Consider the following 20,163-nt stretch of genomic DNA (forward strand, 5'->3'; position numbering starts at 1 on the left):
GACGCTTTCCGGTATCCCGCTACCCCGCCTCCAGAAACCGGATCATCGTATCGCCATAGCGGCGCTCCTCGATGAGGCGCAGCCCCTCGGGCGGCGTGATGGCGGCGCTTTCCTCCCAGACGATCAGCGCGCCGGGGGCGATCCAGCCGCCCTTGAAAGCGGCGGCAAGCGCCGCCTCGCCCAGGGCCTTGCCATAGGGCGGATCGAGGAACACCAGGTCATGCGGCGCGCCGGGGTTGGGACCGGGCTTGCCGGCGTCCACGGGGAATACGCGCGTCTCGGCCTCGGCGCGGCAGAGCGCGATGTTCTGGCGCAAGAGGGCCTGCGCCTTGCGCCCGCTCTCGATGAAACTGACCGCCTCGGCCCCGCGCGACAGCGCCTCAAGGCCCAGCGCGCCGGTGCCGGCAAAAAGATCGAGCACCTGCGCGCCCGTCACCGGATCGCCATAGCCGCCCGCCAGCACGTTGAAGAGCGCCTCGCGCACCCGGTCGGAGGTGGGGCGCAGATGCGCGGCCGCATCACCCTTGCCGACGCTGGCAAGCGTCCGGCCCCGATGCGCGCCGCCGATGATCCTCACCGCAAGAGCGCCTTGAGATCGGTGGCGGGATCGGCCACGCGCGCGGGGTCCGCGCTCTGCCCCGCCTCGATCAGGCGCTTGCCCACCATATAGGCGCGCGGGTCGTTCATGGCGTCCACCGCCAGCAGACACTCGCCCGCGTAATACCAGAACGACACCGCGTCGCCCGCGCCCCGCGTCACGATCCGGTCATGGCCCGCGCCCAGCCCGGCGATCTGCAATTTCACATCGTATTGATCCGACCAGAACCACGGTTTCGGCACATAGTCGCGCCCCGCGCCAAGGATGTTGTCGGCCACGCAGTCTGCCATGTCGATGGCGTTGGGCACGCTCTCAAGCCGCAGCCGCCCGCCCCCGTATGGAAACGATGCGCAATCGCCCGCAGCCCAGATCAAAGGATCAGAGCTGCGGCCCTGCGCGTCCACCGCGATGCCGTTGTCGATTGCCAGCCCCGCCGCCTCGGCCAGCGTGGTATCGGGGGTCACGCCGATCCCGGCGATGACCATGTCGGCGGCGATCTCGCTACCATCGCTGAGGCGCGCGCCCTGCACATGGCCCTCGCCCAGCAGGCGCTCCAGCCCCACGCCCTCGCGGATATCGACGCCGTGGCGGGCGTGCAGCGCGCGGAAATAATCGGCAGTCTCGGGGGCGGCCACGCGCCCGAGGATGCGCGGGGCCATCTCGATCAGGGTCACTTTCATGCCGCGGCTTGCCGCCACCGCCGCCGCCTCCAGCCCGATATAGCCGCCGCCCACGATCAGCAGCCGCGCCCCCGCCACCACGCCCGGTGCCAGCGCATCGACATCCGCGAGGCTGCGCACCACATGCACGCCTCCCAGATCACCCCCCATCGCGGGCGGCAGGCGGTGCGGGCGCGCGCCGGTGGCCAGCACCAGCGTGTCATATGCCAGCCGCGCCTCGCCCATCACCACCTCGCGCGCGGCGCGGTCGATCGCGGTCACGCGGGTGCCCCGGCGCAGGTCGATCCCGGCCTCGTCATACCACTGCGCGGGGCGCAGAAACAGCCGCTCCAGCGCCATGTCGCCCAGCAGGTAGGCCTTGGAGAGCGGCGGGCGCTGATAGGGCGGCACCGGCTCCTCGCCCAGAAGCGTGATCGCGCCGTCAAACCCCTGCCCACGCAACCGCGCCACCAGCGAGGCCCCCGCCTGCCCCGCGCCGATCACCACCACATGCGCCATGCCCGCCCCCTCGTGCTCTTTTGCCGTGGCACCTTGCCTAGCACCGCAATATGGTTACATCAAACGACAACGCGACAGGAGAAAGGACGCGACCATGACCATATCCACCGGCGACACCCTGCCCGAGGCAGAGCTGTTGAAACTTGGCGAGAACGGGCCCGAGGCGGTCAGCGTCTCAGCGCTGAGCAAGGGGCGCAAATTGGTGATCTTTGCGGTGCCGGGAGCGTTTACGCCCACCTGTTCGGTGGCGCATGTGCCAAGTTTCATCCGCACCAAGGCCGGTTTCGACGCCAAGGGCGTGGACGAGATCATCTGCCTCAGCGTCAATGACCCGTTCGTAATGAAAGCGTGGGGCGAGGCGACCGGTGCGACCGAGGCCGGGATCACCCTGCTCGGCGATCCGCAGGGCGCGTTTACCAAGGCCATCGGCATGGATTTCGACGCGCCCCCGGCGGGGCTGATCGGGCGCTCGAAGCGCTACGCGATGGCGGTGGAGGATGGCAAGGTCACCGTGCTGCATGTCGAGGAAAGCCCCGGCACCTGCGAGATCTCGGGCGGCGAGGCGCTGCTCGCGGCGCTCTGACGGCGCGCACGGAGTTTGGGTATTTTAACCAAGAAGAAGCCGCACCGGGTTTCTTCTTGGCCTAAATACCCATTTCCGCCGCCTCAGCCCGCGAGGCCGTCGAATTTGCGTGCGAGCTTGACATCGAGCGCGCTCAGGCCCCCCACGTCATGGGTCGAGAGAGTCACCTCGACGCGGTTGTAGACGTTGAACCATTCCGGGTGGTGGTTCCATTTCTCGGCCCAGATGCCCGCACGGGTCATGAAGCCCATCGCATCGGCGAAATCGGCGAATTTATAGGTCTTGGCGATGGCGTCGCGCCCCTCGACCATCGCCCAGCCGTTTTCCAGCAGCGGCGCAAGCGTGGTCTTGCGGGCGGTGTCGCTCAGTTTCTCGGTCATTCGTGATCCTCCATATCGGTCTTGCGGAAGGGGCCGTAGCCGGTGAGCACCTCGATCTCGTCGCGGATGGCGGCGCGCTCGGCGTCGAGATATTGCGCCACCGCCTCGGCAAAGCCCGGATCGCGCAGCCAGTGCAGCGAGTGGATGGGCCGGGGCAGGTAGCCGCGCGCGAGCTTGTGCTCGCCCTGCGCGCCAGCCTCTACCCTTTGCAGCCCCGATTCAATGGCGAAGTCCATGGCCCGGTAATAGCACAGCTCGAAATGCAGGCAGGGGTGATCCTCGATGCAGCCCCAGTATCGGCCAAAGAGCGCCGAGCGCCCGATCAGGTTGAGCGCGCCCGCGACCGCGCGGCCCTCGCGCAGCGCAAGCACCATCAGCACATCGTCGCGCAGGCGCTCTTGTGCGATCTCGAAAAACGCCCGCGTGAGGTAGGGCGTGCCCCATTTGCGCGCGCCGGTATCGAGGTAGAAGCCCCACATCGCCTCCCAATGCTCAGAGCGCAGATCGCCGCCCGACAGCGTCACGATCTCGCCGCCAAAGCCCTGCGCGCGGGCGCGTTCCTTGCGGATGGTCTTGCGCTTGCGCGAGGCCAGATCGGCAAGGAAATCATCGAACCGGCCATAGCCCCGGTTCTGCCAGTGATATTGCTGGGTCTGGCGCGGCAAGAGCCCCGCCGCCGCCCCGGTCTCTGCCTCTGCCCCAGTGCAAAAGGTGATGTGCAGCGAGGACAGCCCGCTGCGCTCCGCCAGCAGGGTCGCGCCTTGCAAGAGCGCCGCGCGGCCTGCCTCATTGAAACCGGGGCGCACCAGAAGCCGCCGCCCGGTGACCGGCGTGAACGGCACCGCGATCTGCGCCTTGGGATAGTAGCGCCCGCCCGCGCGCTCATAGGCATGGGCCCAGTTGTGATCGAAGATATATTCGCCCTGGCTGTGGGATTTGAGGTAATGCGGTGCGCAGGCGATGACCTCGCCCGCGCGCTCGACCGTCAGGTAATGCGGCCGCCAGCCGGAGCCGGGACCGACCGAGCCGCTATCCTCCAGCGCCGCGAGAAAGCGGTGCGTGGTGAACGGGTCGTCGGGTCGCCCGCCACCTGCTGCCTCGGGGCAGGCGCAGGCATCCCAGACCTCTGCGCCGATGGCGTGGATGCTGTCATGCGCGGTGATGGAAAGCGCGGTCTCGTCCATGCTGCCGGTTGCCCTTGTTGCTGCGGCCTGGGTGGTATCTGGCGCGCCGGTCGCGCGCATCAAGCCGGGATATCGGGCAGGTATCCCTCGAAGGTGATGGTATCGGCCACCTTTCGGGCCTCGGCCTCGACCTCGGCGGAACGCACCGTCCAGCACAGGATCGCCGCGCCGCCCCCGCGCAACTCTGCCAGCCGCGGATTGGCAAGGTCGGTCACGTCATGGCTGACAAAGCTGGCCCCCGCCGCCGCATAATCGGAGATGGCGCGCAGCCGGGCGCGGGTCTCTTCGCGCAAGAGCGGCCAATCCTCCGGGCTATAGGCGCAGGTGACGATGCCACGGGGCACATCGGGCGCGCGCGCCGCCATCTCGATCATCATATGGGGGTTGAACGACATCACCGCCACCGGCCCGTCATAACCCGCCAGCGCCCCTGCCGTGGCGTGCTCCAGCGTGCCATCGGTCCGGCCCATCTGGCCGTGCTGGTCCTTGATCTCGATCAGCAGCGGCACGCGCCCCGCCACAAGGCCTAGGATTTCGGGCAGCGCCGGGATGCCCTCATCCCCGCCCCGGAGCGGAATTTGCGCCAGCGTGGCGGCGTCGCACTGGCGCAGCGGCCCGGTCTCGGGCGTGAGCCGCCCGAGGTCGTAATCGTGAAACACCATCGCCGCGCCATCGCGGCTGGCCTGGAGGTCGATCTCGATCCCGTAGCCATGCGCAATGGCCGCGCGGATCGCGGCGCGCGAGTTTTCGGGGCGGCCCTCGGCCACATCATGCAGGGCACGATGCGCAAGCGGCCTGCGCAGGAAGGCCTGTGGCAATGCGCTCATCGGATCTGGAAAATCCCGTCGATCTCGACCGCGACACCAAAGGGCAGCGACGCGGCAGAGACGGCGGCGCGGGCATGTTGTCCGGCCTCGCCCAGCGCCTCGCCAAGAAAATCGGACGCGCCGTTGATGACCTGCGGTTGCTCGGTGAATTCGGGCGTGGAATTGACGAAGCCGGTGAGGCGCACGACGCGCAGTAGCCGGTCAAGATCGCCATCGCAGGCGGCCTTGACCTGCGCCAGAAGGGCAATCGCGCAGGCCCGCGCGGCATGGGCCCCGGCGGCTACATCCATATCGGCCCCAAGCTTGCCTGTCAGCAGGCGGTCGCCCTCCTTGGCGATCTGGCCCGAGACGTAGAGCATGTCGCCCACCCTCACCCAGGGCACGTAATTGGCCGCCGGGGCGGGGGCGTCGGGCAGGCTCACGCCCATTGTGGCAAGCGTTTTCTCGAACTGGCTCATGGCTCTCTCTCCTGTGGCGCGCATTGCCCCGACGCTAGCGGCGGCGGCGGGCAATGAAAAGCCCCGGCGCGCCTGTCGCCATTCTGCCACAGGAATGTGAGCGGTTATGGTGATGGGGTGGGTTTGCGGCGACGATGGGCTATGACACTATACAGCCGACTCAGGATTTGGATTTTACCGTGCACGCACCCGTTCTCCCCCGTTCCCGCCGCGCCCTGCCTGCGGTTCTTGTATCCGCGATGATGCTGGTTGCAGGCTGCGCCACGCAAGATCCCGGTGCCACACGCGACATATTCGACCCCTACGAGGGCGAGAACCGCAATATGCACGAGTTCAACCGCGGGCTTGACCGGGCGCTGATCCGGCCGGTCTCCAAGGGCTATACCAGCGTGGTGCCCGACGATATCGAGACCGGCGTGGTGCGGATTGCCGAGAACCTGTCGCTGCCTGCCGATATCGTGAACAACCTTCTTCAGCTCAACATGCGCGGCGTGTTCCAGGACAGCGCGCGGCTGGTGGTCAATACCACCGTAGGGATTGGCGGCATCTTCGACCCGGCCAGCGAGATGGGCATGGCCGCCCCCACCAACACCGATTTCGGCGAAACGCTGCATGTCTGGGGCGCGCGCGAGGGGGCCTATATCGAATTGCCGGTGCTGGGGCCGTCCACGACGCGGCGCACCTTTGGCTATTTCGTCGACCTGTTCACCAACCCGCTCACCTACCTGGTCGAGTCCCCCGAGAGCCTCATCGGCACCGCCGCCGGCGTCGCCTCGGGCCTGTCGCGGCGCGAGCGATTCTCGGATACGATCGACCAGATCCTTTACGAGAGCGAGGACAGCTATGCCCTGTCGCGCTCGATCTATCTTCAGAACCGCCGGTTCAAACTTGGCGGCACGGCGGGGGCGGGCTACACCGATCCCTATGATAGTGCCGGGGGTGGCGCTGCCGCCGCGGCAACGGAGGTGGAGAATGCAGATGCCGAATAACCCGACACGCCGTTTCGTGCTCACGACCGGGCTGGCCGCACTTGGCCTCGGCGCGCTGCCGCGGCCGGCGCTTGCGCTCACCGAGGCGCGCGCCCGCGCGCTGATCGACCAGGTGGTGCGCGATATCAACAAGGTGATCGCCTCTGGCCAACCGCTGTCGCGCATGGTGGTGGGCTTCGAGCGGATCTTCTCGCGCTACGGCGATGTGCCGATCATCGCGCGCTCGACGCTTGGCGCCGATGCCAACCGCGTTTCCAGCGCGCAGCTTCGCGCCTATACGGACGCGTTCCGTGGCTATGTCGCGCGCAAATATGGCAAGCGGTTCAACGAGTTCGCCGGTGGCAAGATCGAGGTCAAGGATGTGCGCGAGGTCAAATCCTGGCACGAGGTGCGTTCGATAGCCTATCTGCCCGGTCAGTCCCCCTTCGAGGTGAGCTTTCTGGTCTCCGACCGCTCGGGGCAGGACCGGTTCTTTGACATGGTGATCGAGGGCATCAGCCTGCGGCTGACCGAGCGCACCGAGATCGGAGCCATGCTCGACCAGCGCAACGGCGATATCGACGCGCTTATCAACCACCTGAAACAGGCGGGCTAGCCCCGGTCGCGCCCCTGTTCCCCCGACCGCGCCTCAATTCCCGAAAATACTGCGCAAGATGGTCTCGATCGGGTTGCCGATTGGTCCCGGCGCGCGACGGCGCGGCGGCGGCGCAGTCGCGGTGGCGGGCTGAGGCGCGGGGCGCTGCATCGGCAGGGGTTTGGGCTCCAGCCCCTCGTGCACGCGCAGCATCGTCTCGCGCCAGATTTCGGCGGGCAGGCCGCCGCCGGTGACGCCGGTCAGCGGCGTGTTGTCGTCATAGCCCATCCAGACCCCGGCCACGTAATCGGCGGTAAATCCCAAAAACCACGCGTCGCGCGCGGCCTGCGTGGTGCCGGTCTTGCCCGCCACCTCGCGCCCCGGCAGGCGGGCGCGCCGTCCGGTTCCATCCTCGACCACGCGGCTCATCATCCAGACCAGCTCGCGCGCGGCGCTTTCGCGAATCACCCGTTCGCCGATGCCGGTCTCGCGGGCCATCAGGGGCCTGTCCTCGCCCAGAAGCCGCAGATCGGTCATCCCGAAGGGCGTGACCGACGAGCCGCCGTTGAGAATGCCCGCATAGGCCCCGGTCATTTCCAAAAGCGTGCTCTCGGACGCGCCAAGCGCCAGCGCGGGGCCGTCGGCCATATCGCTGTCGATGCCGAAATCGCTGGCGACCTTGCGCACCGTATCGAGCCCAACGCGCTGCGCGACCTTGACCGCGGGCACGTTGATCGACTGCGCCAGCGCCTGCGTGAGCGTCACCGACCCCTTGTAATCGCGGGTGTAATTCTCGGGGCACCAGCGGCCCGAGCCGGGAATGTCGAGGCAATATGGCTCATCCACCACCACGCTGTTGGCGCTCTCGCCAAGCTCGAGGGCGGCGGCATAGACGAAGGGCTTGAACGCCGAGCCGGTCTGCCGCTTGGCCATGATCGCGCGGTTGAACGCCCCGATGGCGGTGGTGTCGCGCCCGCCGACCATCGCACGCACGGCGCCGTCGGCGCTCATCACCACGATGGCCGCCTGCGCCTTGGAGCCGTCGCGCACCTTGTCGGCAAAGACCGTTTTCATCGCCGCCTCCGCCGCGCGCTGGATGCGCGCGTCAAGCGTGGTGCGGATGATGACATCCTCGGTGGTATCGCGGGTCAGGAATTCCGGCCCCGCCCCCATCACCCAATCGGCGAAATAACCGCCCGCCTTGCGCTCTGCCGCCTCCGAGAGGCGCGCCGGGCGGGCCAGTGCGGCGCTGGCCTGCTCATCGCTCAGATAGCCCTGCCGCTGCATCAGCCCGACGACCACCGAGGCGCGATTCTGCGAGCGCTCCAGATTGGCCGTTGGCGCGAGCGTCGAGGGCGCGGTCAAAAGCCCCGCGATCATCGCCGCCTCGGCGGCGTTGAGCGTCGCCGCCGATTTGCCGAAATAGCGCTGCGCCGCCGCCTCTGCCCCATAGGCCCCCGCCCCGAGATAGGCACGGTTGAGGTAGATGGTCAGGATCTCGTCCTTGGCGAATTTCGCCTCCATCGCCAGCGCATAGACCGCCTCGCGCAGCTTGCGCCAGATCGAAGACTGACGGCAATAGGCGACATACTCGGCCTCGCTCTGCCAGCGGGTCTCGTCATAGTCTTCGCCGAAACACAGCAATTTCGCGGTTTGCTGCGTGATGGTCGAGCCGCCATTACCCTCGAGCGGCCCGCGCCCCTCGCGCAGGTTGATGCGGATGGCGCTGGCGATGCCGATCGGGTCCACGCCGGGATGCAGGTAAAAACGGCGATCCTCGGTGGCGATCACGGCGTTTTTCAGATGCGGGCTAACCGTGTCCGCCGTGACGATGCCGCCGAATTGATGACCGCGCCAGGCAAACACCTCGCCATCGCGATCCAGAAGCGTGACCGAGCCGCGCGCGCGCCCGTCGATGAGTGTCTGATAGGCGGGTAGCGTGGTATAGGTATAGGCCACGGCCAGCGCGAGGACGAGCGACACCGCCACGCCCACGCGCCAGCCCACACCCCAGACCAGGCGCCAGATGCCCCCCAGCACCGCGCGCACAAGTCGCACCAGCGGGTTGCGCGACCGCGCGCGGCGACGTGGCGCGCGGGCCTTGGCCTTGCGCGCGCTGCCGCCGGTTGTGCGTTTTGGTGCCGCCAGCGGCGGTTTGCGTCGTCCTGAATTGCCCATGCCTGCCCTGCCCGGCCCTGTCTGCCTGTCGGTCCGTGCCCAGTCTAGCGCAGGGCCAACGGAATGTAGAGGCCCCGACGCGCCCCCGACGCATCCTCATTCTGCCCATAATACCAGCAACCCGAAGATTTTGCACAAATATTGGACGCCCCCCCCGGCGCAGAGCCCCCAACGGCCCGCAATTCCCTTTGCGATCCGGGGCAGAGCGATTTTGCTGCACCTGCAAAGCGCACGCAGGACGCGCGCGACCAAGCGAAAGGGGACAACGTGAAACTCATCATCGCGACGATCAAACCATTCAAGCTCGAGGAGGTCCGCGAGGCGCTCACCGGCATCGGGGTGCGCGGCATGATGGTTACCGAGATCAAGGGCTTCGGTGCACAATCGGGCCATACCGAGATCTATCGCGGGGCCGAATATGCCGTGAACTTCGTGCCCAAGATCAAGCTCGAAGTGGCCGTCACGGCGGCGATGGCCGATCAGGTGGTCGAAACCATCGCCACCGCCGCACGTACCGGCAAGATCGGCGACGGCAAGATTTTCGTGCTCGACATCGCACAGGCCCTGCGCGTGCGCACGGGCGAGACCAACGAGGACGCGCTGTAAGAGCGCGCGAAGGAAAGGACAAAAAGATGAACGCGACACTGAAACTCGGTCTTGCCGCGAGCCTCATGGCGCTGCCCTCGATGGGCATGGCGCAAGAGGCGGCAGAGGCCGCACCCGATATCAACCCCTATATCTTTACCACGCTGCTGTTCCTGATCGGCGGCTTTCTGGTGTTCTGGATGGCGGCGGGCTTTGCCATGCTGGAGGCCGGGCTGGTGCGGTCCAAGAACGTCACCATGCAGCTCACCAAGAATATCGCGCTCTTTTCCATCGCCGCGATCATGTATTGGCTGATCGGGTTCAACCTGATGTATCCCGGCGATGGCTGGTGGATCGCGGGCGTGATGGGGCCGTGGTTCTCGATCACCGCGCTGGAGCCGGTGGGGCTTGAGGCGGCGGCGGCCTCGCTCGATTATGCCTCTGTCGGGTCGGATTTCTTCTTCCAGTTGATGTTCTGCGCCACCACCGCCTCGATCGTGTCGGGCACGCTGGCGGAGCGGATCAAGCTGTGGCCGTTCCTGATCTTCGTCGTGGTGCTGACCGGCGTGCTCTATCCCATCGAGGCGTCGTGGCAGTGGGGTGGCGGCTGGCTTTCGGAGGCGGGTTTCGCCGATTTCGCGGGCTCCACTCTGGTTCACGCGGCGGGCGGTTTCGCGGCGCTGGCGGGCGCACTCATCCTCGGGCCGCGCATCGGCAAGTATTCGAGGGAAGGCCGCGTCATCCCGATGCCCGGCTCGAACCTTGCGCTTGCCACGCTTGGCACGTTCATCCTGTGGCTGGGCTGGTTCGGCTTCAACGGCGGCTCGCAGCTTGCCATGGGCACCGTGGGCGATGTGACGGATGTCAGCCGCATCTTCGCCAATACCAACATGGCCGCCGCCGCCGGTGCCGTGACCGCGCTGATCCTCACGCAGGTGATGTATAAAAAGCCCGACCTGACGATGGTGCTCAACGGCGCGCTCGCGGGTCTGGTATCGATCACCGCCGAGCCGCTGGCACCCACCCTCTTTGGCGCGCTCTGGATCGGGGCCATTGGCGGGGTGATCGTGGTCGTCGCCGTGCCGATGCTCGACCGGATGAAGATCGACGACGTGGTGGGCGCGATCCCGGTGCACCTGATCGCCGGTGTCTGGGGCACGCTGGCGGTGCCGTTCTACAACGCGGACGCGAGCTTTGCCACGCAGATCCTCGGCATCGCGGCCATCGGCGGGTTTGTCTTTGTCGCCTCGGCGGTGGTCTGGCTCGTCCTCAAGGCGACCATGGGCATCCGCGTGGGCGAGGAAGAGGAAATCAACGGCCTTGATATGTCGGAACTGGGCATGGAGGCCTATCCCGAATTCTCCAAGGGCTGATCCTCCTCCTTCCTGTCAGCCCTTAGAGACCGGCCCCGGACGTTCGCGTCCGGGGTTTTTTGATGCGCGGGCCACTGGCAGAATCGGCCCTTGCCATGCTAGGTATTGTTGCATGAACATACCCGCCCCCAATATAAGCACCGCCGCCCCGCGCATCCGCCAGCTTGACGAGGCCGCGATCAACCGCATCGCCGCCGGTGAGGTGGTCGAACGCCCGGCCTCTGCGGTCAAGGAGCTGGTGGAAAACGCGCTCGACGCCGGGGCCACCCGGATCGAGGTGGCGGTGGCGGATGGTGGCAAGACGCTCATCCGCATCACCGATGATGGCTGCGGCATCGCGCCCGAGGATCTGCCGCTGGCGCTGGCGCGGCACGCCACCTCCAAGATCGACGGCAGCGACCTGCTCGACATCCATTCCTTCGGCTTTCGCGGTGAGGCGCTGCCATCATTGGGGGCCGTGGGGCGGCTCACGATCACGTCGCGCGCCGAGGGCCATGAGGCGGCGGAAATCACCGTCGCGGGCGGGCAGTTGGGCGCGGTAAAGCCCGCCGCGCGCGGCCCCGGCACCACGGTCACGCTGCGCGATCTCTTTTACGCCACGCCCGCGCGGCTGAAGTTCCTGCGCTCCGAGCGGGCCGAGGCGCAGGCGATTTCCGATACCGTCAAGCGCCTTGCCATGGCAGCACCCCGCGTCGCGGTCACGCTGCGCGATGTCTCGGGCGGCGGCGAGGGGCGCGTGAGTTTTCGCGCCGAGGCCGAGACCGGCGATCTTTTCGATGCGCTCTCCGACCGGCTCGCCCGGATCATGGGGCGCGAATTTACCGATAACGCGCTGCGGATCGACGCGACGCGCGAGGGGTTGCGCCTTTCGGGCTATGCCGCCCTGCCGACCTATTCGCGCGGCGCGGCGGTGGCGCAATATCTCTTCGTCAATGGCCGCCCGGTGCGCGACCGGATGCTCGGCGGGGCGCTGCGCGCCGCCTATCAGGACGTTCTCGCGCGCGACCGGCACCCGGCGGCGGCGCTGTTTCTCGACTGCGACCCACGGCTGATGGATGTGAATGTGCATCCCGCCAAGGCCGAGGTGCGATTCCGCGATCCCGGCCTTGCGCGCGGCCTGATCGTGTCGGCCCTGCGTCACGCACTGGCCGAGGCGGGGCATCGCGCCTCCTCGACCGTGGCGGGGGCCACGCTGGGGGCGTTCCGCGCGCCGGTGCACGCGCAGCCCTACCAGATGGATCGCCCCTCGGCGCAGGCGCGCAGCCTTGCCTATCAGGCGCAGGCACCGGGCTTTGCCGAGATCGCCGGGGCGTGGAGCGGACGGGTTGAGCCCACCCCGCAAGAGGCCGAAGAAACCCCGGCCACCGCCCTGCCCCTTGGCGCGGCCCGCGCGCAGATCCACGAGAATTACATCGTCGCCCAGACCGAAACCGGCATGGTCATCGTCGATCAGCACGCCGCGCACGAGCGGCTGGTTTACGAGCGTCTCAAGGCGCAGGCCGAGAGCGGCATCGCGGCGCAGGCGCTGCTGATCCCCGAAATCGTCGACCTGCCCGAGGGCGATTGCGCCTGGCTGATGGAACACGCCCCGGAACTGGCCACGCTCGGCCTTGTGATCGAGACGTTCGGGCCGGGAAGTCTCGCCGTGCGCGAGACCCCGGCGCTTTTGGGCGAGGTCAACGCCGGGGCGCTCCTGCGCGATATCCTCGACGAGTTGCGCGACGCGGGCGCGAGCGGGGCGCTCAGGGCGCGCATCGACGCGGTGCTGTCGCGCATGGCCTGTCACGGCTCGGTCCGCTCGGGCCGCAGGATGAGCGCCGAGGAGATGAACGCGCTCTTGCGCGAGATGGAGCGCACGCCCCAATCTGGCCAGTGCAACCACGGGCGGCCCACCTATGTGGAATTGCAACTGTCGGATATCGAGCGGCTTTTCGGGCGCACATGATCCAGATCGGTCCCTATGCGCTCGATACCTCCGAGCCGCTCACCCTTGCCGCGCTGATCGGCGGGACGGCGTTTTTGCTGATCCTTCTGTTGCTCCTGCTCGGGCTGCGCGCCGCCAACCGCTCGGCGCGGATGGCCGAGCCGCTGGCGCAGCAGATGGTGCAGCTTGGGGCGCGGGTGCAAGGGCTCTCGGACGGGCAGCATCAGCTTGCGGGTGGCCTCAACCACGTCTCCGAGGCACAGGCGGCGGCGCAATCGCACATGCTGCAACTGATGGAAAAACGCCTCGCCGAGGTCGCGGGCCAGATGACCGAGAACCTGCAAGGCTCTGCCCGGCGCACCGCGCAATCTTTGGGCGATTTGCAACAGCGCCTGCAAGCCATCGACCGCGCGCAGGACAACATCACCAAACTGTCGGGCGATGTGCTGAGCCTACAGGATATCCTCAGCAACAAGCAGACGCGCGGGGCCTTTGGCGAGATCCAGCTCACCGATATCGTCACCAAGGCGCTGCCCTCGGACAGCTACACCCTTCAGGCGACGCTCTCGAACGGCCGCCGCGCCGATTGCCTCATCCACCTGCCCAATCCGCCGGGGCCGATTGCCATCGACAGCAAATTCCCGCTGGAGGCCTACGAGGCGCTGCGCCGCGCCACCAGCGAGGGCGAGTTGGCCGCAGCGGCGCGCTATCTGCGCGCCTCCGTGCGCAAGCATATCAAGGACATATCCGAGAAATACATCCTCGACGGCGAAACCGCCGACGGCGCGCTGATGTTCCTGCCGTCGGAGGCGGTCTATGCCGAGTTGCACGCCAATTTCCCCGAGGTCGTGCGCGACGGGTTTGCCGCGCGGGTCTGGATCGTGTCGCCCACCACCTGCATGGCCACGCTCAACACCATGCGCGCGATCCTCAAGGATGCCAGGATGCGCGAACAGGCAGGCGCGATCCGGCGGGAATTGGGGCTGCTTTTCGGCGATGTCGAGCGGCTGGGCGCGCGGGTGGAGAACCTCGACCGACATTTCACGCAAGCGGCCAAGGATGTCTCGGAGATCAGGATCTCCGCCGACAAGGCCGGCCGCCGCGCGCGCCGACTCGACAATTTCGATTTCGAGGAACTGGCCCCCGAGACCGCCCCCGCCCTGCCCCTGCCGGATGCCAAGGCGGCGGAGCGGGGGTGAGCCGCGCGCACCGGTGCTGAACCGGCCTGCGAGCGGCGGCGCTCTATGCAGACGTGATCCGACAGGGGATGACACGAAAAATGCCCGCCGTTTCCGGCGGGCATTCCGTTCGTTGTGTCAGGCGGTGCCGGGGTTAGTTGACGCAGGCGCGCAGGGCTTCGGCATCCGGCCCGTTGGGCGTGCGCCCAAGGTTGAACGGGGCCGAGGCATCGCGCCATTGTGCGTAGTCGTTGAGATATTCGACCATGCTGAGATAGACCTTGGCCGAGTTGGGGTTGGCGCAGGCGGTCTCTACGATCACCTCGTTGGCCATTTCCTGAACGCGGGCCAGCGTCTCGTCGTCATAGCGGTTGATCTCTACCGCGTCGTCGAACTTGGCATAGGCCTCGGTGGCGCGCTTTTCGGTGAAGGCGAGCGACCACAAGAGCGTCGCATCAGCGGCGATTTGCAGTTTCTCCTGCGTCTCGGCATCAAGCGCGTCCCAGGCGGATTTGTTGATCATCACGCCAAAGACCGAGGCCGACTGGTGCCAGCCCGGCGTTGCCCAATACTTGGTGACCTGCTGAAAGCCGCCCGACCAATCGACATTGGGGGTCGAGAACTCTGCCCCGTCGATCACGCCGCGTTCAAGTGACTGATAGATTTCGCCGCCCGCCATCGAGACCTGGTTGCCGCCGAGACGTTCCAGAAGCTTGCCCTGCTCCAGCCCCGAAAGGCGCAGGCGCTTGCCTTGCAGATCCGCGAGGTTGCGGATCGGCTCGTTGGTGCGAAAGCCGGATTCGTTGTTGGTCACGCCATAGGGCAGGTAGACCATGTTAAAGTTGCCGTAGATCTCGTTATAGAGATCGGCCCCGCCCCATTGCTGGATCCAGTTCACGTAATCGACCGCGTTGAACAGGCTCGGCGTGGTGGCCAGCGGCGAAAAGGCCGAATCGCGCCCGGCCCAGTAACCCGGCCAGTCGGCCCCCGCCTGAATGGTGCCCGATTCGACCGCGCCGAACACCTCGCCCGAGGGCACGAGCGAGCCGCCCTCGAAGAATTCGATGCTCAATTCGCCCTTGGTCAGCTTGTTGGCCAGATCGACGAAATGCTTGTCGGTTTCGATCAGTTCCAGCGAGGATGGCCATGTGGTGGTCATGGTCCAGCTTTCCTGTGCAACGGCCTGCCCGGCCAGTGCTGTCGCGGCGCCTGCCGCGAGGATATATGCCTTGATGGTCATGGTATCTCCCTTTTCCATGGTTAAGGTTACTTGGTGTAAAGAACATCCGGCAGCCAGGTGACCAGCGCCGGAAACACAGCGACGAGGATGCACATCACGATGATAAGCGCGATGAACGGCAGCACGCCACGGATGATCGAGCCCGTGCGCAAATCGCTTGGTGCGATGGCGCGCAGGTAAAAGAGCGCATAGCCGAAAGGCGGTGTCAGGAACGAGGTTTGCAGCACCACCGCCATCAGCACGACGAACCATAGCAGGTTCACATCGGGCATTTCCTGGATGATCGGCAGAAAAATCGGGAAGGACAGCAACACGATCCCGGTCCAGTCGAGGAACGCCCCGAGGATGAACACGATCACCATCATCATGGTGATCAGCATCCACGGCTCCATGTCGAGCGTGCGGATAAGCTCTTGCGTGGCGCGCAGGCCCCCGGTGATGTTGAACACCCCGGTAAAGGCGGTGGCCCCAACCACGATGAAAAGGATCATCGCCGAGGTGCGCCCGGTCTCGATCATGGCACCGTAGAAGGTGTCGAGCCGGAACCGCCCGCGCGCGATCACGATCAAGAGCGCCAGCGCCGCGCCGATGGCTGAGGCCTCTGTTGCGGTGGCGATACCGGCCAGAAGCGAGCCGAGAATGCCGAAGATAAGCACCAGCGGCGGCAGCGCCTCGAGCGCCAGCATTCGCATCAGCGCCGCGCGCCCGACCTTTTCATCGGATTCCACCGCCGGGGCGAGATCGGGCCGCAGCACCGAGATGATATAGACGTAAAGCGCATAGCTGAGCCCCAGAAGCACGCCGGGGATCATCGAGCCGGCAAACAGCTCGCCGACCGAGAGCGGCGAATAGCTGGCCATTAGGATCAGCATGATCGAGGGCGGAATCAGAATGCCAAGACAGCCCGAGGCCGCGATCACGCCTGCAGTGAGCGAGGGCGCATAGCCGTATTTCAGCATCGGGCGCAGGGCCATCACCCCCATGACGGTGATCGAGGCACCGATGATGCCGGTCGTCGCCGCCAGCAGGATCGAGATGAACACCACCGCCAGCGCCAGCCCGCCGCGCACCTGGCTGAGCATCAGGCGCAGGGTTTCGAACATTCGGTCGGTGACGCCCGAATCCGATAGAAATCGCGCCATGAGCACAAACAGCGGAATCGCGATCAGGGTGTAATTGTCCAGCACATCGCCGAAAATCCGGTTGATGACGATGCCCAGCACCATCGGCTTGCCCGCGATGATCGCGGTCAGAACGGCGGTGCCGCCCAGCACAAAGGCCAGCGGATGCCCGAGAAAGAGGCCAACCAGCAGCAGGCCGAACATCACGACGGCAATCAGATCGGGGGTCATTCGGCGGCCTCCTGCCGGTCAAGGACGATCTTGAGAACCTCGGCAATGCCCTGGAGCAGCAACAGACCGGCGGCCACGCACATCGCCATTTTCAAGGGATATACCGGCATCTGGATGGCGCCGTATGTCACCTCTCCCTGTGCCCAGGACCGCGACGCGAATTCCCATGAGCGGGTGAGGAACACCCAGGTGAAAGGAAAGAAAAACACCACGTAGCCGACGAGGTCCGCGATCCGTTGCCAGCCGGGCCCCAGTTTCTCGGTCACGATATCGACGCGCACATGGGCCTTGTGGCGCAGCGCATAGCCGCCAAGCAGCACGAAATAGAAGCCGAAGAGCTGTTTGGACACATCAAAGGCCCAGCGTGTCGGCTCGTTGAATGCATAACGCAGGATCACGTCATAAATGATGATGGCCGCGAAAACGATCGCCAGAACCACGATTATTCGTCCAACGACCTCGTTCAGCCCGTTGATTGCGCGCACGACCACTCTGGCCTCTCCCCCTTTGACCGTTGCGCATCCCTCATCATCTGATGAGCGCGCAACCCTCCACAGTCGGGAAGAGCTAAGCGTGTTTGAATGGGAAGTTCAACCCAATGGCTGGCTTCTTTTACGCGACTGAAAAGAAATATAATTTATTGGATGGTTGTCTTTGGGCATTGTGGCGGCCCGCCGTGCCGCGAAGCGGGCGGGGGAAGCCAAAGCATCCCGTCAGCGGGGTCAGGATGCGCCCGTATCGTTGCTTTCAAGGGCGGTCCGGTCGCCCTTGGGGCGGTCATCGTCGGGCATCTCGCCGGTGATGACATAGATCGTCTGCTCGGCAATCGAGGTGGCATGATCGCCCATACGCTCGATATTCTTGGCGATGAAATGCAGGTGCATGGCGGGGGTGATGCTGCGCGGGTCTTCCATCATGTGGGTGAGAAGGGCGCGAAACAGCGTGGTATACATCTGGTCCACGTCAAGATCGCGGGCGCGCACCTCCTCGGCCCTGTCAAGGTCGCGCTGGATATAGGCGTCGAGCGCGTCCGAGAGCATCGCCTCGACCGCGCGGGCCATGCGGTGCAAGGCCGACAGGATATCGGCGCTGTGCGCCGTGTCGGCGAGCACGGTGGTGCGCTTGGCGATGTTCTTGGCGTAATCGCCGCAGCGCTCCAGGTGGGTGGCCATCGTCATCACCGCCAGCACGGTGCGCAGATCGCCCGCCGCAGGCGCGCGCCGGGCCAGCACCAGCGCGGCTTCGGATTTGATGTCCTCGTCCATGCGGTCGATCACCCGATCGCCCGCGCGCACGGATTGCCCAAGGCCGAGGTCGTGCGTCTCAAGTGCCACGAGCGCGTTGCGCGTCGCGGTCTCGACAAGGCCGCCCATCTTCACCACCCGCGCCTGAAGCGCTTCGAGATCGTGATCGAAGGAGGAAACGATATGCTGCGACGCCATGCGGTGCCCCTTACCCGGTCCGACCGGTGATGTAGTTTTCGGTCCGCTCGTCGCGGGGATTGGTAAAGATCGTGTTGGTATCGCCGTATTCCACCAGGTTGCCGAGGTGGAAAAAGGCGGTTTTCTGGCTGATGCGCGCGGCCTGCTGCATCGAGTGGGTGACGATCACCACCGAGAACTGTTGCTTGAGATCGTCGATCAGATCCTCGATCAGCGCGGTCGCGATCGGATCGAGCGCCGAGCATGGCTCGTCCATCAGAAGCACCTCGGGTTGCGTGGCCACGGCGCGGGCGATGCACAGCCGCTGTTGCTGCCCGCCCGAGAGGCCGGTGCCGGGCGTGTCGAGGCGGTCCTTGACCTCTTCCCAGAGACCGGCACCGCGCAGGGCGGTTTCCACCACCTCGTCAAGCTCGGCCTTGCTGCGGGTCATGCCGTGTATCTTGGGCCCGTAGGCCACGTTGTCGTAGATCGACTTGGGGAAGGGGTTGGGTTTCTGGAACACCATACCCACCTTGGCGCGCAATTGCACCGGATCGACGGAAGGCGCGTAGATGTCGTGCCCGTCGATGGTGATCTCGCCCTGAACACGGCAGATGTCGATGGTATCGTTCATGCGGTTGATGCACCGCAGGAAGGTGGATTTGCCACAGCCAGAGGGGCCGATGAACGAGGTCACGGTCTTGTCCTCGATCTCGACATTCACATCCTTGATGGCCTGGGTGTCGCCGTAGAACACCTGCACGCCTCTCGCGGAAATCTTGGTTTTGGCCTGGTCCACATCGTGCTCCGGTTTTTTCAGATCATACATCTTGGTTCAGTCCTTTCTACCATTTCCGCTCGAATTTCTGGCGCAGGTAAATGGCGATGGCATTCATGGTGATGAGGAAGGTCAGAAGCACGAGGATCGCCGCCGAGGTGCGGCTGACAAAGCCCCGCTCCGGGCTGTCGGCCCAGATAAAGATCTGCGTGGGCAGGGCGGTGGCGCTGTCAAAGGGTGTCGCCGGGGCCGAGGTAATGAAGGCATTCATCCCGATCAGCAAGAGCGGCGCGGTCTCGCCAAGCGCCTGCGCCAGCCCGATGATCGTGCCGGTGAGGATGCCGGGCATGGCGAGCGGCAGAACATGGCCGAACACCACCTGTTGTTTCGACGCCCCGACGCCAAGCGCCGCCTCGCGGATCGAGGGCGGCACCGCCTTGAGCGCGGCGCGCGTGGCGATGATGATGGTGGGCAGCGTCATCAGCGCCAGCGTCAGACCGCCCACGAAGGGCACCGAGCGCGGCATCCCGAACCAGCCGATGAACACCGCGAGACCCAGCAGGCCGAACACCACCGAGGGCACGGCGGCCAGGTTGTTGATGTTGATCTCGATGAGGTCCGACACGCGGTTTTTCGGAGCAAACTCCTCGAGATAGATCGCGGCACCGATCCCTACCGGGAACGACAGCAGGAAACACACCAGAAGCGCGTAGGCCGATCCGATGATCGCGCCCTTGAGGCCAGCAAGTTCGGGAAAGCGCGAATCGGGGTTGGTGATGAGGCCCCAGTTGATCGGGGTGGAGACCATCCCAGCCTCGGCCAGTTGGTTGAAATTGGCGATCTCGTCATCCTTGAGGCGGCGGTTTTCCTCGGCGGTGTCCGGGTCGATCAACCCCTTGTTGAGTTGGTCATAGGGGTCGGAGACGGGCACTGTGACGGTGACGGTCTGCCCGATCAGGCCGGGATCGGCCACCACCATGTCCCGCAGGGTGAATTGTGCCCCGTTCGACAGGATGCTGGTCAACTCGCGCAGGGCCGCGCGATCGTCGGCCACCTCGGGGAACTGCGTCTGCATCGTGTTGGTCAGGATCTGGCGGTAGTTACCGCGCTCGGGTGCGTCGGCGTCGATCAGGTCGGGCTCGAAGGTCACGGCAATGCGCAGATGGGTCTGCGTGAAGGCGTGATAGCCCGTCGAGATGAGCGAGCCGACCAGAAGGAACAGCATCGCAAAGGCAATCACGATCGCCCCCAGCCCGAGGGATTTCAGCCACAGCTCGCTGCGCTTTCGCTTGCGAAGGCTGGCCTGAAAAGCGGGCGCGGCCCAGTCGAATTTATCGGATGTCGCGTCGGTCATGGCCTGTGA

Annotated in this window: 20 protein-coding genes; 7 read left to right on the forward strand and 13 right to left on the reverse strand. The window is 65.8% G+C overall.

Annotated elements, in window-relative coordinates; all coding sequences use genetic code 11:
• Window positions 1-19: 19 nt before the first annotated feature.
• Both rsmD and ABIE58_RS03870 read right to left on the reverse strand, forming a co-directional pair.
• Window positions 20-577: a 16S rRNA (guanine(966)-N(2))-methyltransferase RsmD gene (gene rsmD / locus ABIE58_RS03865; RefSeq protein WP_354543368.1), complete on the reverse strand. Its 558-nt coding sequence runs from the start codon at window positions 575-577 to the stop codon at window positions 20-22.
• The gene (locus ABIE58_RS03870; RefSeq protein ID WP_354543369.1) at window positions 574-1,776 is read right to left on the reverse strand and encodes an NAD(P)/FAD-dependent oxidoreductase; all 1,203 of its coding nucleotides are present in this window, start codon (window positions 1,774-1,776) and stop codon (window positions 574-576) included. The genes rsmD and ABIE58_RS03870 overlap by 4 nt, the downstream gene beginning before the upstream one ends.
• A gap of 94 nt (window positions 1,777-1,870) precedes the next feature.
• Here ABIE58_RS03870 and ABIE58_RS03875 point away from each other — a divergent pair, with 94 nt between their 5' ends.
• Window positions 1,871-2,359, forward strand: coding sequence for a peroxiredoxin (locus ABIE58_RS03875; RefSeq protein ID WP_354543370.1), 489 nt, complete (start codon window positions 1,871-1,873; stop codon window positions 2,357-2,359).
• Between the two features lie 83 nt (window positions 2,360-2,442).
• Here ABIE58_RS03875 and ABIE58_RS03880 read toward each other — a convergent pair whose 3' ends face one another.
• Genes ABIE58_RS03880 through ABIE58_RS03895 form a run of 4 tightly spaced genes read right to left on the reverse strand, consistent with a single transcriptional unit; the run spans window position 2,443 to window position 5,208 of the window.
• Complete coding sequence (locus ABIE58_RS03880; RefSeq protein WP_354543371.1) at window positions 2,443-2,739, reverse strand: 4a-hydroxytetrahydrobiopterin dehydratase; 297 nt, start codon at window positions 2,737-2,739, stop codon at window positions 2,443-2,445.
• Window positions 2,736-3,923, reverse strand: a complete 1,188-nt coding sequence (locus tag ABIE58_RS03885) for a GNAT family N-acetyltransferase (protein WP_354543372.1) — start codon at window positions 3,921-3,923, stop codon at window positions 2,736-2,738. Before ABIE58_RS03885 ends, ABIE58_RS03880 begins: the two co-directional genes overlap by 4 nt.
• A 59-nt stretch (window positions 3,924-3,982) precedes the next feature.
• Window positions 3,983-4,750: a glycerophosphodiester phosphodiesterase family protein gene (locus ABIE58_RS03890; protein WP_354543373.1), complete on the reverse strand. Its 768-nt coding sequence runs from the start codon at window positions 4,748-4,750 to the stop codon at window positions 3,983-3,985.
• On the reverse strand, window positions 4,747-5,208 hold the full coding sequence (locus ABIE58_RS03895) for a RidA family protein (protein ID WP_354543374.1): 462 nt from the start codon (window positions 5,206-5,208) through the stop codon (window positions 4,747-4,749). The genes ABIE58_RS03890 and ABIE58_RS03895 overlap by 4 nt, the downstream gene beginning before the upstream one ends.
• 239 nt (window positions 5,209-5,447) lie before the next feature.
• Between ABIE58_RS03895 and ABIE58_RS03900 the strand changes: the two genes are divergently transcribed.
• On the forward strand, window positions 5,448-6,197 hold the full coding sequence (locus ABIE58_RS03900) for an MlaA family lipoprotein (RefSeq protein WP_354543375.1): 750 nt from the start codon (window positions 5,448-5,450) through the stop codon (window positions 6,195-6,197).
• Window positions 6,187-6,792, forward strand: a complete 606-nt coding sequence (locus ABIE58_RS03905) for an MlaC/ttg2D family ABC transporter substrate-binding protein (protein ID WP_354543410.1) — start codon at window positions 6,187-6,189, stop codon at window positions 6,790-6,792. Before ABIE58_RS03900 ends, ABIE58_RS03905 begins: the two co-directional genes overlap by 11 nt.
• A gap of 33 nt (window positions 6,793-6,825) precedes the next feature.
• Here the strand turns inward: ABIE58_RS03905 and ABIE58_RS03910 are convergent, their stop codons facing one another.
• Entirely contained in the window at window positions 6,826-8,949 is a 2,124-nt protein-coding gene (locus tag ABIE58_RS03910) for a transglycosylase domain-containing protein (RefSeq protein ID WP_354543376.1), read from the reverse strand.
• A gap of 267 nt (window positions 8,950-9,216) precedes the next feature.
• On the opposite strand from ABIE58_RS03910, the gene ABIE58_RS03915 reads away from it, so the two are divergent.
• The 4 genes from ABIE58_RS03915 (at window position 9,217) to ABIE58_RS03930 (ending at window position 14,030) form a co-directional block, all read left to right on the forward strand.
• A complete protein-coding gene (locus ABIE58_RS03915) occupies window positions 9,217-9,555 on the forward strand; it encodes a P-II family nitrogen regulator (RefSeq protein WP_354543377.1) in 339 nt (112 codons plus the stop codon).
• Between the two features lie 26 nt (window positions 9,556-9,581).
• The gene (amt, locus tag ABIE58_RS03920; RefSeq protein ID WP_354543378.1) at window positions 9,582-10,907 is read left to right on the forward strand and encodes an ammonium transporter AmtB; all 1,326 of its coding nucleotides are present in this window, start codon (window positions 9,582-9,584) and stop codon (window positions 10,905-10,907) included.
• Window positions 10,908-11,019: 112 nt separating this feature from the next.
• Window positions 11,020-12,852 carry a DNA mismatch repair endonuclease MutL gene (gene mutL, locus ABIE58_RS03925; RefSeq protein ID WP_354543379.1) on the forward strand — a complete coding sequence of 611 codons (1,833 nt, stop codon included), beginning with the start codon at window positions 11,020-11,022 and terminating at the stop codon, window positions 12,850-12,852.
• Window positions 12,849-14,030 (forward strand): DNA recombination protein RmuC, encoded by a 1,182-nt coding sequence (locus tag ABIE58_RS03930; RefSeq protein ID WP_354543380.1) that lies wholly within the window; start codon window positions 12,849-12,851, stop codon window positions 14,028-14,030. Before mutL ends, ABIE58_RS03930 begins: the two co-directional genes overlap by 4 nt.
• Before the next feature lie 133 nt (window positions 14,031-14,163).
• Here ABIE58_RS03930 and dctP read toward each other — a convergent pair whose 3' ends face one another.
• From dctP to pstA, 6 genes are all read right to left on the reverse strand, one after another.
• Window positions 14,164-15,249: a TRAP transporter substrate-binding protein DctP gene (dctP, locus tag ABIE58_RS03935; protein ID WP_354543381.1), complete on the reverse strand. Its 1,086-nt coding sequence runs from the start codon at window positions 15,247-15,249 to the stop codon at window positions 14,164-14,166.
• A gap of 26 nt (window positions 15,250-15,275) precedes the next feature.
• Complete coding sequence (locus ABIE58_RS03940; protein WP_354543382.1) at window positions 15,276-16,601, reverse strand: TRAP transporter large permease; 1,326 nt, start codon at window positions 16,599-16,601, stop codon at window positions 15,276-15,278.
• Entirely contained in the window at window positions 16,598-17,092 is a 495-nt protein-coding gene (locus ABIE58_RS03945) for a TRAP transporter small permease subunit (protein WP_354543383.1), read from the reverse strand. Before ABIE58_RS03945 ends, ABIE58_RS03940 begins: the two co-directional genes overlap by 4 nt.
• A gap of 231 nt (window positions 17,093-17,323) precedes the next feature.
• Window positions 17,324-18,043, reverse strand: a complete 720-nt coding sequence (gene phoU / locus ABIE58_RS03950; protein WP_354543384.1) for a phosphate signaling complex protein PhoU — start codon at window positions 18,041-18,043, stop codon at window positions 17,324-17,326.
• A 10-nt stretch (window positions 18,044-18,053) separates the two neighbouring features.
• Entirely contained in the window at window positions 18,054-18,851 is a 798-nt protein-coding gene (gene pstB / locus ABIE58_RS03955; RefSeq protein WP_354543385.1) for a phosphate ABC transporter ATP-binding protein PstB, read from the reverse strand.
• Between the two features lie 16 nt (window positions 18,852-18,867).
• The gene (pstA, locus tag ABIE58_RS03960; protein WP_354543386.1) at window positions 18,868-20,154 is read right to left on the reverse strand and encodes a phosphate ABC transporter permease PstA; all 1,287 of its coding nucleotides are present in this window, start codon (window positions 20,152-20,154) and stop codon (window positions 18,868-18,870) included.
• Window positions 20,155-20,163 lie beyond the last annotated feature (9 nt).

The organism is Roseovarius sp. MBR-78 (assembly GCF_040547535.1).
In the GTDB taxonomy this organism is placed as follows: domain Bacteria; phylum Pseudomonadota; class Alphaproteobacteria; order Rhodobacterales; family Rhodobacteraceae; genus Roseovarius.

Bases quoted from the DNA above. Each gene is read 5' to 3' on its own strand.
- ABIE58_RS03875 (WP_354543370.1), top strand. From the start codon at position 1,871: ATGACCATATCCACCGGCGACACCCTGCCCGAGGCAGAGCTGTTGAAA.
- amt (WP_354543378.1), top strand. From the start codon at position 9,582: ATGAACGCGACACTGAAACTCGGTCTTGCCGCGAGCCTCATGGCGCTG.
- ABIE58_RS03880 (WP_354543371.1), bottom strand. From the start codon at position 2,739: ATGACCGAGAAACTGAGCGACACCGCCCGCAAGACCACGCTTGCGCCG.
- dctP (WP_354543381.1), bottom strand. From the start codon at position 15,249: ATGACCATCAAGGCATATATCCTCGCGGCAGGCGCCGCGACAGCACTG.
- ABIE58_RS03910 (WP_354543376.1), bottom strand. From the start codon at position 8,949: ATGGGCAATTCAGGACGACGCAAACCGCCGCTGGCGGCACCAAAACGC.
- mutL (WP_354543379.1), top strand. From the start codon at position 11,020: ATGAACATACCCGCCCCCAATATAAGCACCGCCGCCCCGCGCATCCGC.
- phoU (WP_354543384.1), bottom strand. From the start codon at position 18,043: ATGGCGTCGCAGCATATCGTTTCCTCCTTCGATCACGATCTCGAAGCG.
- ABIE58_RS03870 (WP_354543369.1), bottom strand. From the start codon at position 1,776: ATGGCGCATGTGGTGGTGATCGGCGCGGGGCAGGCGGGGGCCTCGCTG.
- ABIE58_RS03905 (WP_354543410.1), top strand. From the start codon at position 6,187: ATGCCGAATAACCCGACACGCCGTTTCGTGCTCACGACCGGGCTGGCC.
- ABIE58_RS03895 (WP_354543374.1), bottom strand. From the start codon at position 5,208: ATGAGCCAGTTCGAGAAAACGCTTGCCACAATGGGCGTGAGCCTGCCC.
- pstB (WP_354543385.1), bottom strand. From the start codon at position 18,851: ATGTATGATCTGAAAAAACCGGAGCACGATGTGGACCAGGCCAAAACC.
- pstA (WP_354543386.1), bottom strand. From the start codon at position 20,154: ATGACCGACGCGACATCCGATAAATTCGACTGGGCCGCGCCCGCTTTT.
- ABIE58_RS03940 (WP_354543382.1), bottom strand. From the start codon at position 16,601: ATGACCCCCGATCTGATTGCCGTCGTGATGTTCGGCCTGCTGCTGGTT.
- ABIE58_RS03930 (WP_354543380.1), top strand. From the start codon at position 12,849: ATGATCCAGATCGGTCCCTATGCGCTCGATACCTCCGAGCCGCTCACC.
- ABIE58_RS03900 (WP_354543375.1), top strand. From the start codon at position 5,448: ATGATGCTGGTTGCAGGCTGCGCCACGCAAGATCCCGGTGCCACACGC.
- ABIE58_RS03885 (WP_354543372.1), bottom strand. From the start codon at position 3,923: ATGGACGAGACCGCGCTTTCCATCACCGCGCATGACAGCATCCACGCC.
- ABIE58_RS03890 (WP_354543373.1), bottom strand. From the start codon at position 4,750: ATGAGCGCATTGCCACAGGCCTTCCTGCGCAGGCCGCTTGCGCATCGT.